At 54.8% G+C, this 13,475-nt stretch carries 10 protein-coding genes; 4 read left to right on the top strand and 6 right to left on the bottom strand.

All coding sequences use genetic code 11. From position 1 onward, the window contains the following. From LX87_RS09785 to LX87_RS09795, 3 genes are all read right to left on the bottom strand, one after another. Window positions 1-771, bottom strand: a complete 771-nt coding sequence (locus tag LX87_RS09785; protein WP_111628018.1) for a LytR/AlgR family response regulator transcription factor — start codon at window positions 769-771, stop codon at window positions 1-3. Further along, complete coding sequence (locus LX87_RS09790) at window positions 768-2,354, bottom strand: sensor histidine kinase (RefSeq protein ID WP_170139334.1); 1,587 nt, start codon at window positions 2,352-2,354, stop codon at window positions 768-770. The genes LX87_RS09785 and LX87_RS09790 overlap by 4 nt, the downstream gene beginning before the upstream one ends. A 102-nt stretch (window positions 2,355-2,456) precedes the next feature. Continuing rightward, complete coding sequence (locus LX87_RS09795; RefSeq protein ID WP_170139335.1) at window positions 2,457-3,068, bottom strand: sensor histidine kinase; 612 nt, start codon at window positions 3,066-3,068, stop codon at window positions 2,457-2,459. 347 nt (window positions 3,069-3,415) lie between these two features. Between LX87_RS09795 and LX87_RS09800 the strand changes: the two genes are divergently transcribed. Next, window positions 3,416-3,652, top strand: coding sequence for a hypothetical protein (locus LX87_RS09800; protein WP_146624462.1), 237 nt, complete (start codon window positions 3,416-3,418; stop codon window positions 3,650-3,652). A 107-nt stretch (window positions 3,653-3,759) separates the two neighbouring features. Here LX87_RS09800 and LX87_RS09805 read toward each other — a convergent pair whose 3' ends face one another. Beyond that, window positions 3,760-3,996: a hypothetical protein gene (locus LX87_RS09805; protein WP_111628022.1), complete on the bottom strand. Its 237-nt coding sequence runs from the start codon at window positions 3,994-3,996 to the stop codon at window positions 3,760-3,762. Between the two features lie 163 nt (window positions 3,997-4,159). Between LX87_RS09805 and LX87_RS09810 the strand changes: the two genes are divergently transcribed. Both LX87_RS09810 and LX87_RS09815 read left to right on the top strand, forming a co-directional pair. Next, complete coding sequence (locus LX87_RS09810; protein ID WP_111628023.1) at window positions 4,160-5,812, top strand: alpha-amylase family protein; 1,653 nt, start codon at window positions 4,160-4,162, stop codon at window positions 5,810-5,812. Between the two features lie 328 nt (window positions 5,813-6,140). Continuing rightward, window positions 6,141-7,235 (top strand): AI-2E family transporter, encoded by a 1,095-nt coding sequence (locus LX87_RS09815; protein WP_111628024.1) that lies wholly within the window; start codon window positions 6,141-6,143, stop codon window positions 7,233-7,235. An 86-nt stretch (window positions 7,236-7,321) separates the two neighbouring features. On the opposite strand, the gene LX87_RS09820 is transcribed toward LX87_RS09815, so the two are convergent. Next, window positions 7,322-8,773: a RagB/SusD family nutrient uptake outer membrane protein gene (locus LX87_RS09820; protein WP_111628025.1), complete on the bottom strand. Its 1,452-nt coding sequence runs from the start codon at window positions 8,771-8,773 to the stop codon at window positions 7,322-7,324. Between the two features lie 11 nt (window positions 8,774-8,784). After that, complete coding sequence (locus tag LX87_RS09825) at window positions 8,785-11,898, bottom strand: SusC/RagA family TonB-linked outer membrane protein (RefSeq protein WP_170139336.1); 3,114 nt, start codon at window positions 11,896-11,898, stop codon at window positions 8,785-8,787. A 354-nt stretch (window positions 11,899-12,252) separates the two neighbouring features. Here LX87_RS09825 and LX87_RS09830 point away from each other — a divergent pair, with 354 nt between their 5' ends. After that, complete coding sequence (locus LX87_RS09830; protein ID WP_111628027.1) at window positions 12,253-13,473, top strand: glycosyltransferase family 1 protein; 1,221 nt, start codon at window positions 12,253-12,255, stop codon at window positions 13,471-13,473. Window positions 13,474-13,475 lie beyond the last annotated feature (2 nt).

The following is a 13,475-nucleotide window of genomic DNA, read 5'->3' on the forward strand; positions in this document are numbered from 1 at the left end:
TCAGGCATCAAGCCACTCTTTAAAAGGCGATACTTTTTCTTTGCTGATAAAGACCTCCGTTTTCGGGTCGGGCTGCAATTCGAGTTTTAATTTGCTGTTGGAGTACGTATGAATGTTGCGAATGGCGGGCAGCGACAGCAGAAACTGGCGGTTGGCCCGGAAAAAATCCGCCGGGTTCAGAATGGGTGCCAGTTTATCCAGACTGTAGTCAATCGGCATCCGCTGGTTGTCTTTCGTCACCAGAAACGTGATTTTCTCCTCGCTGTAAAAGTACGCAATATCGGCGGTTTCGATGGTACGGAGCCGGGTACCGACGTTGATCAGAAAACGGGTTTTGTAGTCAACCCGGCGCAGGCCCATCGCTTCTCTAAGTGTTTCGAGGTCGGTCTGCGTAAATTGCCGCTTCATGGACTGGTATTTCTGCAAAGCCGCCAGCAGGCTGTCGTAACTAACGGGTTTGAGCAGGTAATCGATGCTGTTGACCCGAAACGCCCTGATCATGTACTCGTCGAAAGCCGTCGTAAAAATAACTGGAACTGGCAGATGCACCTGTTCAAAAATCCGGAAGCAGAGGTCGTCTTCCAGGTGAATATCCATAAAAATCAGATCCGGCTGCGGGCGGCCAGACGACAGATTGAGTTTCAGCCACTGAACCGAATCGCGAACCGAAGGCAATTTGGCCAGCACGGTAATGGTGGGGTCGTATTGGTGCACCAGGTCCTCCAGCCGGTCGGCGGTGAGGTCTTCGTCTTCTATAATCAGTACGTTCATGGTTGTGAGTCGGTAAGAGTCGGTAATTCAACGACAAAGGTGGCGCCCTTGCCGGGATGGTGTTCGTACCAGATGTCGCCCTGGAGCCGTTTGACCAGTTTTCGGGCAATGGCCAGACCGAGTCCGTTGGAACTTTCGCCCGCCGTGGGTTTGGTGGACAGTTTGGTGAACTTCTGAAAAAGCCGTTCCACCTCGTCGAGCGGAACGCCCACGCCCTGATCCTGCACCCGGACCGCCACCGCCCCGGTCGATACCGTCATGCCGACCGAAACCTGCCCGCCCCCGGGCGAATACTTGATGGCGTTGGATATCAGGTTGTCGAGAATCTGGGTAAGCGAGTTGACATCCGCCAGCACCCGCACGGGTTGGTGGGGCAGGTTGGTCGTAACGGTTATTGCTTTGTTTCGGAGCGTTTCCCGGTAGCTCGCCAGCACCCGTTGCAACAGGTCTTGCAGGTTCAGTGGCTCGGCATGTTCCAGAATCCGACCCGACTCGATGGCGTGGATGCTCAGGAAATTGTTGATCAGGCTCAGCATGGTATCGGCACACTGCAACACCCGATGGGTGTGCAGCCGGGCGGTTTCGGGCGATGTCAGAATGGCCCGGGCTTCGTGCTGGAGGTTGTAGAGCGGGTTCTTCAAATCGTGCGAAACAATCTGGAGCAGCTCGTTTTTTTCCTCGTTGAGTTTCTTGAGTTCCCGGTTTTTCAGGCGGATTTCCAGGTTGCTGCGCTCAATTTCAAGCGCGTCGGATTCGGCTTTTTCTTTGGCCAGCCGCAGGGCTTCTTCAAACTCCTTTCGCTGGGTAATGTCGCGCACGTTCGCCAGAATACCGCCAATGGCTTCGTTTTCGATCTGATTGGAGGCAAACGTTTCCAGGTAGCAGTCGGGGCCGTTCGGGTTGGCTATACGGTATTCGGTCAGCACGGCGGATGTTTCGCCGGTAACCAGCTTTGTGAATTCGGTAATAACCCGCTGCCGGTCGTCTTCGTGAATCCACCACAGCAGATCGTCGCGTTCGTTGACCTTTTCCGGATGCTCCATAAAATCCGGAATCTTATTGGCAAACAGCATTTTACCGTTTGTATCAAAAATCTGAATCTGATCCTGAATGGCATCCATGATGGCCCGGAACCGCTTGGTGTCGTGTTCGATGCGGGCCTGGAGTTCCTTCCGCTCGGTAACATCCCGAAAATTGAGAATGATGCCCTGAATCAGCGGGTTGTCAAGCTGGTTGGTTGCCGTGGCTTCGATCCACCGCCAGGTGCCGTCTTTGTGCAGAAACCGCCAGGTAAATGAAATGGGCGTTTTGCTGCGGCTTTTGACCAGCCCGAAAAAGATGTCGCGGACCCGGTCGCGGTCGTCGGGATGGTGCAGCAGGTACTGGGAGCGCAACAGCATTTCTTCGGGCTCGTATCCCAATACATTTTTGATTGACGGGCTGACGTATCGCTCAATCCCGTTTTCATCCGAGATAATGATGACATCCGAACTGTGTTCGATCAGCGCCCGAAAGATGGCCAGCTGGCTTTGCAGAGCTTCTTCTACCGGTTTGGGGGCGTCCGGCGGAGTTGCTTCTTCCATACAAAAACTCCTTTTGCTTAAACGTGATACAGGTGAACGAGTTCGCATAAACGTCGGCCAAAAATAAGGAAACCGTTTGCTTTTATTTTCTATTCGGGAGACTTACCGACCTGATTTTTGCAACGGGATGCGCACCGAAAAAGCAAGCTCCGTCTCCTCAACCTGTACCGTCCGGCCCGTCAGCATCGCGTACCGTTGTTGTACACCGGCCAGACTACGGGTTCCGGTTCCCGCAGATAACGTGTCGGGCTGGCTGCGCAGTTGCCGGTTGTTCGAAACGCGCAGGTAGTCATTTTCTTCCCTTGCGACCGTGACAATCAGCGGCTCGCTGGCCGACATACGGTTGTGCCGGATTGCGTTTTCGATCAGTAACTGGAGCGTAAACGGCAGCAACGTGAAGTCATCCGCCGACACCGCTTCCGGAAAATCGACCCGAAACTTGCGCACAAACCGTACTTCGAGCAAAAACGCATACGAACGGGCAAAATCCAGTTCGGTTGCCAGCGTCAGGTAGTCATCATCGCGGTGTTCGAGCAGATAGCGGTATACTTTGGCCAGGTGATCGATAAACCGCTCCGACAGGTCGGGGTCTTTTCGCACCAGCGACGACAGAACACTCAGGCTATTGAACAAAAAATGCGGACTGATCTGGTCTTTTAAGGCCGTAAACTGGGCTTGAAAATGGTTATCCGATAAGGTATTTTCTCCACGCATTGGCAACACAATCCATAAACCGGTAATCTGATTAACATTTTGTTGAAAGGTATTCAACAGGAGAGCAAGCTACGAGGATACCGGGGTAATCGAAACGGAACGTGGATGAAACCGCCAATTCGGACGAAGAACCGGCGAAATGAGCCACAAACCGGCGTTGCGTTTCCTTGAGATGACCGGAAATCTGCCAGCGGGTCCGTTCTAAATTCGGGAAGGTCATAACTCTTGAGGTGGTTTTCTGGTTCTATTACGGACATGCCCCTGCGCCGTTGCCAACGCCGGGTATCAGCGATCGGTCGAACCGTAAGCAGGGACTAAAAAGAACAATAGCCCAACCAATTGAAACAATGAGAACATTGGAAGATCTTACTTTTCAGGAAATTAAGCAGATGCGGGAATATGCCCTCGACCTGGCCGCGGGTTATGCCAAAGATGCGAAGGAGCAAGCTCATGCCGAACATCAGCAGGAGGCCCACAAAGCCGTTGCGCTGGAAGAGGAGTGGATTCACTACGCAAAAGCCTTGGACGAAGAACTTCAGAACCGGATCAAACGGACCATTCAGAAAACCAATCCGGTATTTTGAGTCAATAAATAACGCGGGCCAGACGAACCTGCTTAAATGTTTCTTTTTCGGCTTACTCCTCCGTACCGGGTCCTCCATACCGGGTCCGGGGAGTAAGCCGATTTTGCTTAAGAACCGGGCGTTACGTTTTCATCGTCACTGGTCCGGATATCGTTCATCAGCCCGTCATCGGTCGGGTCCTCTTCACCCGGAATACCCCGGCGAATATCGCCCCGCTCCTGGTAGACGGTTTCATCGTCGGTCAGGTCGTGGGTGAGGGGTTCATCCTGATCGGGGTTCAAACGATCTTCCCGTTTGGGAGACCCATTCCCTTCGGGATCACTGGAGAAAAGGGGTGCTTTCATGGTAACATTATGGTATGGGATTATTCCGGCTCACTTTCTTTTTTAAACCGATAAGTCACTAAATGGTTTTGATTGGGAACAAAGCGTCAACGGTGACAGAATAAGAATCTGAAACAGGCCGGGCCGGGAATGCGTTCAAACTCTATGAACAGCTTAATTTCATATGATTGAAGATCTCTGGTACAAGAATGCCGTTATTTACAGCCTCGATCTGGAAACGTTTATGGACGCCAATGGCGACGGGGTGGGTGATTTTGCCGGACTAAGCCGGCGGTTGGATTACCTTCAGGCCCTGGGTGTGGATGTGATCTGGCTGGCCCCCTTTCAGCCGACACCCAATCGGGACAACGGGTATGATATTGAAGATTACTACGGGGTTGACCGGCGGCACGGCTCCAGCGGTGATTTTGTCGAATTCATGTACCAGGCTAACAAACGGGGCATCAAGGTACTGATTGATCTGGTCGTCAACCATACTTCCAGCAAACATCCCTGGTTTGAGGACGCCCGGCGTTCCGAAAAATCCGAGCACCGCGACTGGTACATCTGGTCGAAGGAAAAACCGGAGAACTCGGAGGACGGCGTTGTTTTTCCGGGCGTTCAGGAAACCACCTGGACCTACGACAAACAGGCAAAGGCGTATTATTTCCACCGTTTTTTTGAATTTCAGCCTGATCTGAACATAGATAACCCGGAGGTTCGGGCCGAGATTCGCCGGATTCTGGGGTACTGGCTCCAGTTGGGTGTGGCCGGTTTTCGGGTCGATGCGCTGCCTTTTGTGCTGGAATCGGCTGGTCCGGATCATACTAAACCGGTCATGCGGTTTGAATACATCAGGGAGTTTCGGCGGTTTCTGCAATGGCGGCAGGGAGACGCCATTCTGCTCGGGGAGGCCAATGTACTGCCGGAAGAGATTGATCAGTATTTCGGAAAAGAGGGGGACGGCTCGCATCTGCTGTTTAATTTTTACGTCAACCAGCACCTGTTCTACACCCTGGCAAGCGCCGATGTCCAGCCGCTGATCGACGCCCTGGAAGCCACCCGCAACATTGCCCCGGTTAGTCAGTGGGCCCATTTTCTGCGGAATCACGATGAACTGGATCTGGGCCGGCTGACCGATGAACAGCGTCAGGCTGTGTTTGCCCGTTTCGGTCCGGAACCCTCCATGCAGATTTATGAGCGGGGGATTCGGCGTCGGGTGGCCTCCATGATTGGTAACCGGCCACAAATCGAACTGGCGTACAGCCTGATGTTCTCCATGCCCGGCACCCCCGTGCTTCGTTACGGCGACGAAATTGGTATGGGTGAAAACCTGGACCTGAAAGAACGGGATGCCGTGCGGACGCCCATGCAGTGGTGCGCAGACCCCCAATCGGGCTTTTCGATGGCCGAAAAACTGGTTCATCCGGTCATTGACGAAGGGCCGTTTGGTTACAAGCACGTCAATGTGGAAGCGCAGCGTCGTGATCCGGATTCCTTCTTAAACTGGATCACGGCGCTGATCCGGCTACGGAAGGAATGTCCCGAAATCGGGTGGGGGCAGTGGCGGATTTTGCCGACGGGCAACCCGAAGGTCCTGGCCATTCACTACAGTTGGCGGGGAAATACGGTGCTTGTTATCCATAATTTCGATCCGCATCCGCAGGAAATTCACCTGAGCCTGAAGCCGGAAAACGAAACCCGGCTGGTTGATCTGCTGGCCAATGAGCAAAGCGAGGCCGACGAGAAAGGTGTCCATCAGATCCGGCTATCGTCCTACGGTTACCGGTGGTTTCGGGCTGGAAGTTTAAGCTATTTGCTCAATCTGGCGGAGTAGAACAGGGGGCGTCGGCTACCGGCGGAAAACACGCAGGATACTGCCAAAGCCAGTATTCGTTACAGACAACCGAAAGGGGGCTAATCCGCTTTTTAAGTCATAATAAGCTCCGGCAAAGTGATCTGGTTAACAAAACCGGGCGCTCGGCAGGAGCTTTTTTGATGGATAAACCTATTTTTGCCGGTAGCAGGACGCTTCACGAGTGAGGTGTCCACGCTTACGCTAACGTTATGACCTGAACCAGCGGTTGTTACCGCGTCAAAACGGTTCAGATTATCCAGCCATTCTGTAAACCCCGGTTAAAGCCGTGGGCCCGTCGATGAGTCAAATGATAAAACGCGCTCTGATTTACCGCGCCGACGCGGTATTGCTCTTTGGAATTTTACTGGTGGTGGCCCTGTATTTCGGGCAACCGTTTTTGATACCGCTGTTTTTCGCCTTCATACTGTCGCTGCTGTTGCTTCCGGTTAGCCAGAAGCTCGAAAACTGGGGCATTGGCCGGATTGGGGCAACGCTGCTTTCCATCTTGCTGCTGTTGCTGTTCATCGCCGGTTTCTGCGGAGTGATTTACGCGCAGGGCACCCGGCTGGTGCAGGACTGGCCCCAGATTCAGCCAAAACTTCTGAAGTTGCTGAATACCGTTCAGGCGTGGGTGCAGCAGGAGATTGGCCTTTCACCGCAGCAGCAGATTCAGGCCGTCAAAGCGCAGTTGGAAAAGCAGTCTTCATCGTCCGGAAAATTGCTGAATACGGTTCTGGGCGGTATCGGCGGTATGGTAACTTCCTTTGTGCTGGTGCTGCTGTATATCTTTTTCCTGATGTGGAAGCGGGAGAAATACCCGGAGTTTATCCTGAAGTTATTCGCCGTTGAACACCACCCGGCGGTTCAGTCGGCTCTGTCAAAAATTGCAAAAGTGTCGGCTCAATACATGATGGGGCGGTTATTTTCGATGATCTTTCTGGCGGTTTTCTACATGATTGGCCTGTCGATTATCGGTCTTAAAAACGCCCTGCTGATGAGCTGGATTGCGGTCATCCCTACGCTAATTCCGTACGTGGGTGCTTTTATTGGGTCCACCTTTCCGCTGACGATGGCGTTGGTCAGCGGTTCTTCCGATCTGGTTCTTCCGACGGCGGCTATTCTGGTGGTAGCCCAGGCAATAGATAACAACATCATTGAACCCCTGGTGATGGGGGCCGAACTAAACCTCAGCCCGTTGTTCACCATTATTGCCATTATCCTCGGCGAATTGCTCTGGGGCATTCCCGGCATGATCCTGTTCGAACCCTTATTTGCCATTGTCAAAATTATCTGCGACCACGTTCCGGCCCTGAAACCGTACGGCTTTCTGCTGGAAAACGAAGTAAAAGAACCGCAGTGGATCCGGAAGGTGCGGCAGGCCCTCGGACGAACCAGCCATTAAGTCTTCTTGTAAAAAAGCCGTTTTCGGGTTCGGCGTATAAAAACGTACCAACCTGAAAACGGCTTTTATGAATCAATCAACCCGGATTAATACCCCGGATTCTGCTGCAGCAACGCGTTGTTGTTAATCTCGGTCTGCGGAAACGGAAACAGCAGGTAATTTACATTCGGCGTACCGCGCTGCTGCTGAATAATATCCAGCGCCGTGACCGTATGCATAACGCCCTGCTGCGCCTGTTCGTGCCGGGCATACCGCAGCAGGTCAAACCAGCGTTCTCCCTCAAAGGCCAGTTCGAGTCGGCGCTGACGGTCTACCTCATTGCGGAACGCCTGCTGCGTCGCTACATTTGCCAGCGTCAGAGCCGGTAAGCCCGCCCGCGTCCGAACCGCATTCAGGGCCGTCAGGGCTGCCTGCGACGGACCGTTCTGCTCATTCAGGGCTTCGGCATACATCAGCATCACATCCGCCAGCCGCAGTACGTAATAATTGTCCGGACTGTTGAACCCGTTGGGATTGCTGCGCCATTTGTAAACGAAATAGCCGTTATCGTTGGGGTTAGAAGAACGGGACAGCACGAAGCTGGCGTGATTCCGGCCCGCCGGTATGCTCTCTCCCGTGAACTTCCAGCGCTGATCGTTGATCGTGTCGGCGGATTGAATCAGTTCGTTCGTCGGAATATTGAATTTCGGAAACGAATACGTAGCCGGTGGCGAGGGCAGCAGCAGGTCGGGCAGGATAAAACCGCCGTCGGCATTCCCCGCAAACTGCACTTCAAAGATGGACTCCGGTTTGTTTTCGGGCGGAAACAGCGCGTTAAAGCTGGGCATCAACTGATACAGACCGCTGCTGATGACTTTATTGGCGGCCGTTGCAGCCTGCGCCCATTGCCGCTGGGTCAGGAACACCTTCGCCTGAAGGGCATTGACCGCCGTTTTGCTGACCCGGATCGGCGAGTTCGACCCGGCGGCTGTCCATTGTTCGGCTTGTTGCAGATCGCTCACAATCTGGGCATAGACCTGTTCCTCGGTAGACCGCGCCAGGTTTACCACGCTGTTGTCGCCCGACTCGGTTGGCGTAAGCCGTAACGGAACCCCGCTGTACAAACGCACCAGATTGAAGTAATGAAGCGCCCGCAAAAAGCTGGCTTCGCCCAGAATCTGATTTCGGCGGGCGGTATCCATCTGGATGCCCGGGACGTAGTTTAATACCGCATTGACCCGGTTAATACCGATGTAAGAAGCCTGGAATACGTTATTGACCTGGCTGGTCTGGGGCGTCCACAAAATCCGTTCCATAGCGTTGACGTCGCCGTTGGTACTGGTCACGTTATCGGACGGCATTTCGCCTACCACATTCAGGTCCTGGCCATACGTACCGGTTTGTTGCAGGGCATCATAAGCCGCCGTCAGTGCCGATTCGGCATCGTCGGCATTCTGGAAAAAGTTTTCCGGCGTAATGCTGGGCAACGGGTTTTTTTCCAGCACCTGGCAGCCCGCCAGGAACAGAAAGGGGAGAAGGAGAATCGTGATTTTCTTCATGACGGGTGGTATTAAAAGTTGACGGTGATGCCTGCGGTAAAGGTTCGGGCCTGCGGATAAACGCCGTAGTCGCGTCCAAAACCCACGGACGAGAACGGGTCGGCGCTCACTTCCGGGTCGTAGCCGGTATACCTGGTGAAGGTGAGCAGGTTCTGGCCAGTCAGGTAAACCCGGGCGTTGCTGATGCGGGCCCGCTGCAAGGGTTTGACCGGCAGGTTGTAGGCGATGGTCAGGTTTTTCAGCCGGGTGTACGTGCCGCTTTCCACAAACCGCGTCGAAAACCGGTTATTCTGGTTGGGGTCGTAGCGAACGGCCCGCGGAATGTCGGTATTCATGTTGTCGGGACGCCAGCGGTTGAGCACCCGCGCCGTCTGGTTGAAGGGGTCCGCCATGCCCTCGATGCTGACCCGGTTCTGGTTATAGATGTCGTTTCCAAAACTGCCCTGAAACAGAAAGCTCAGTTCAAACCCCTTGTAGGTAAGCGTGTTGGTCAGACCGGCGAAGAAGCCCGGGTTGGGGTTCCCGATAACGGTCCGGTCATTGGCGTCGATCACCCCGTCGCCGTTCAGGTCGGCAAACCGGATGTCGCCTGGCTGCGGGTTATTGGGTTGGGTGGCTGCACCGGTAATGTCCTGCTGCGATTGAAAAATGCCCTGAACCACGTAGCCGTAAAAAGCACCCAGCGGCTCGCCTTTGCGGGTGATGGTGAAATCGCCAATGATCTGCCGATCCACTTCCTGCCCCAGTTCGTTGCGGAGCGTACCGATGTCCAGCACCTGATTGCGGTTCAGGCTGATGTTGAAGTTGGTAGTCCAGTTCAGGCCATTGCCCTGACTTTCGATGTTGGTGCTGTTGATGCCCAGTTCAATGCCCTTGTTCTGAATGTCGCCGATGTTCTGAATAATCTGCGGATTCTGCGCCCCGGCATTGAAAGGCAGCGGCACGTTCGTCAGCAGGTCGGTGGTGCGTTTGAGGTAGGCATCCACCGTGGCCGTCACCCGGTTGTTGAACAAGCCGATGTCTACCCCTGCGTTAAACTGCTTGGTGGTTTCCCAGCGCAAATCTGCGTTTCCGATCTGCTGGGGGGCAATGCCGCCCTGAATACCGCCCGTTCCGGCGTAGTTCGCTCCCGACGCGTAGGTACTAAACCGCTGGTACGCGCCAATTTCCTGGTTCCCGTTTGCCCCGTAACTCAGCCGCAGTTTCAGGTCGTTGACCACCTTAGACTGGGGGAAAAAGCTTTCGCGCGAAACCCGCCAGCCGAGCGACAGGGCCGGGAAATACCCGAAGCGGTTGTTCGTTCCAAACCGGCTGGAGCCGTCGGCCCGCAAGCTGAGCGAGGCCAGATACCGTTCCTGGTAATTATAAATGGCGCGGGCAAAAAAGCTTAACAAGCCCCACTGATCCTGGTAACTGGAAGGGGCCGTAAACTGCGTTCCGGCGCTCAGGTACGGAACGGCATTCGACGGAAAGCCGGTAACCGAAGCCCGCGACGTAAACCGGTCCGACGCCTGAACGGATTGCCCGGCCAGCAGCGTCAGGTTATGGTTATTTCCCAGTTCGGGGTTGTAGGTCAGCGTATTTTCCCACAACCAGACCACCTGCTGGTTGGTGGCCGTGCTGGCGCTGCCGCGCGTGGCCGGACTGGCGTTCTGGGTGCCGGGGTAATCGCGGGTGATAAACTGGTTTTCGTTCTGGGTGCGGAAGTCAATACCGAGCGAACTACGAAGCGACAGATTGGATAAAATGTCGAGTTCCCCGTAGACATTCCCGATGACCTGGTAGATGATGGCGCGGTTATTCGTTTCGAGCAGGTTTCCTACCGGGTTGTCGAGCTGCTGGAACGGGTTAATACCGTAGCTGCCGTCCGGGTTGCGCACCGGAATGGTCGGAATCTGGGCCAGCGCCCCCAATACCGTCCCCGAATTCTGTAGTCCGAGTTCGCTCCGAACGCTGGTGTTGTTGTTGGTCCGGCTCAGGTTCAGGCTGGTACCCATCCGGAAGCGTTCGCCCATCTGCTGGTCGAGGTTGAGTTTAAAATTATACCGGTCAAAACCCGAGTTGAGCAGAATCCCGTTCTGTTTGAAATACCCGCCCGAGACGTAGTATTTCGTCGTCTCCGTACCGCCACTCAGGCTGATCTGGTAGTTCTGAATCGGGCCGGTGCGGTACACGGCGTCCTGCCAGTCGGTGTTGTAAGGGAGGTTGTTGAGGTCGGTGAAGGCGGGTGGATTTCCGGCGGCTGTGTTGGCTTCGTTGAAATACTCGGCAAACTGGCGGGCGTTGAGCATATCAATTTTCCGGCGCAACCGCTGGCTTCCGTAGTACACGTTCAGGCTCACCTGTGGTTTTCCGGTTTTGCCCCGTTTGGTCGTTATCACCACGACCCCGTTCGAGGCCCGTAGCCCGTAGATAGCCGCAGCCGCTGCATCCTTCAGCACGTCAATGGATTCAATGTCGTTCGGATTCAGGGTGTTGAGCGGGTTGGGGCGCTGGTTGCCAATGCCGAGTTCCTGATCATAGGTCGGCAAAACCGGTACCCCGTCGATGACATACAGGGGCGAATTGGTCAGACTGATGGAGTTGTTTCCCCGAATCCGGATGTTGATACCGGCCCCGGGCGCACCCGTCGGAGCCGTTACCTGAATACCGGGGGCCTGTCCCTGTAGGGCCTGATCGAAACCGGCAACGGGTTGCCGCTGGATGGCCTGTGCCCCCACCGAGGTAACGGCGGTGGTCAGTTCCTGCCGACGCTGTGTGCCGTAGCCGACCACCACCACTTCCGAAAGGGCCTGAATGTCGGTCGCCAGGGTCACGTCGATGGTCGAGCGGTTGTTGATCGGCACTTCCTGCGACTGAAACCCGATGTAACTAAACACCAGCGTTCCCGTCGTGCCCGGAAGGGTCAGCGAGTAGGTGCCGTTGGGGTCGGTGGTGGTGCCGGTGGTGGTGCCTTTCAGCAGAATGCTAACACCGGGTAAGGCTTCGCCATTGTCACTGGTTACTTTACCCGATACCGTTTGGGCAATGGTATTAACTGCGGCCCAGAAAAGCAGGAAAGTTTGTAACAGGCCGATTTGCGTGAGCCGCCGAATGGGCCCACGCTGGAGTAGCTGGTTTTTCATGAAAGTAAACGTCTGGTAAAAAATTAGGCTCCGTAGCGCTTCTCTACACTCTGCACTCATCCGTTCCTGGTAGTGTTCAGAAACCGGATGCCATAGGGGTAACTGCCTTACTTCGGAAGGGTTTTTAATAAAAAGTAAAAAAAGAATTTGGCCCACCGGGGGTGTTTCGGGGAAAAACGAGGGTAATCAGCGTCCAGCGTGGCTTTTTTGGACCACTTCCTCACTTGTAGAAACTTCTAACAGCTATAGCCTGCTAAATCTGGTTTGAATGGTAATGCAGGGCTATTACCGCTACCTTAACCCAAGGGTTTGCCGACGCAGCAGGCAATAAAATCATCTATCAAACAGCAACGTATGTCTAATCATCAAACGGTAACCGGCACTCAGGCGACACCTCAGCAAGCGGCCAAATCACTCGGATTGATTCCGGGGGCGCACTCAATTCAGGATTTAATCTGTTTTTCACACCTGCGCTGGAACTTCGTCTACCAGCGCCCCCAGCATCTGCTCAGCCGCGCCAGTCGCCACTTCCGCGTCTGGTTCTGGGAAGAGCCCGTCTGGGATCATCAAGCCTGGCTGGAAGTCCGTCCTATTGATGCACAAATGCACATTCTGGTGCCCCACGTACCACATGGGACCCCCGCCGAAGCTCAACATGATTTGCAGCGTAAATGGCTAAACGACCTCTTGACCCAGCAGCAAATCACCGACTTTGTGGCCTGGTATTACACCCCCATGGCCCTCAACTTTACCGAACATATCCAGCCCCGGCTTACCGTCTACGACTGCATGGACGAGTTATCGGCTTTCCGAGGTGCTCCACCCCAACTGCGTGAGCGGGAAAAACAACTCATGCAGCAGGCCCAACTCATGTTTACCGGCGGACAGAGCCTCTACGAAGCCAAGAAAAACCTGCACCCCTCGGTGCATGCTTTCCCCAGCAGCATCGACAACCACCACTTTGGACAAGCCCGGCTGGGACTGGACGATCCGGCCGATCAGCAGGCGCTGGCTTACCCGCGCATTGGCTTTAGTGGCGTCATTGATGAACGGCTGGATATCCAGTTGTTGGGCGAGCTGGCCCGGCGTCGTCCCGACTGGCAGTTTGTGCTGCTGGGTCCGGTGGTCAAGATTGATCCGGCCTCTTTGCCTCAGGGCCCTAACCTGCACTACCTGGGCATGAAGGCCTACGAGCAGCTACCGGCTTATTTCAGCAACTGGCAGGTGGCCTGGTTACCTTTTGCGCTCAACGAGTCGACGCGTTTCATCAGCCCCACCAAGACGCCGGAGTACCTGGCCGCTGGCCTGCCGGTGGTATCGACGCCGATCCGGGATGTGGTCAGCACCTATGGGGAGTGTGGCACGGTATGGATTGCCGACGGGGTTGAGGAGTTTGAGCGGTCGATAGAAGCGGCATTGCAGAACCCCTCGGCCTTATGCTGGAGCCGGATTGATGCCCAACTAGCGCAGTGCTCCTGGCAGCAGACCTGGAAACAGATGCATGAGCTGATGGATGAGCAGTTACAGATTTCTGACCGGTCGCGGTTTTCAGCTACAAAAGCCGTCACTGTTTAATT

Origin of the sequence: Larkinella arboricola (assembly GCF_003259745.1) — a bacterium.
Classification (GTDB): Bacteria; Bacteroidota; Bacteroidia; order Cytophagales; family Spirosomataceae; genus Larkinella; species Larkinella arboricola.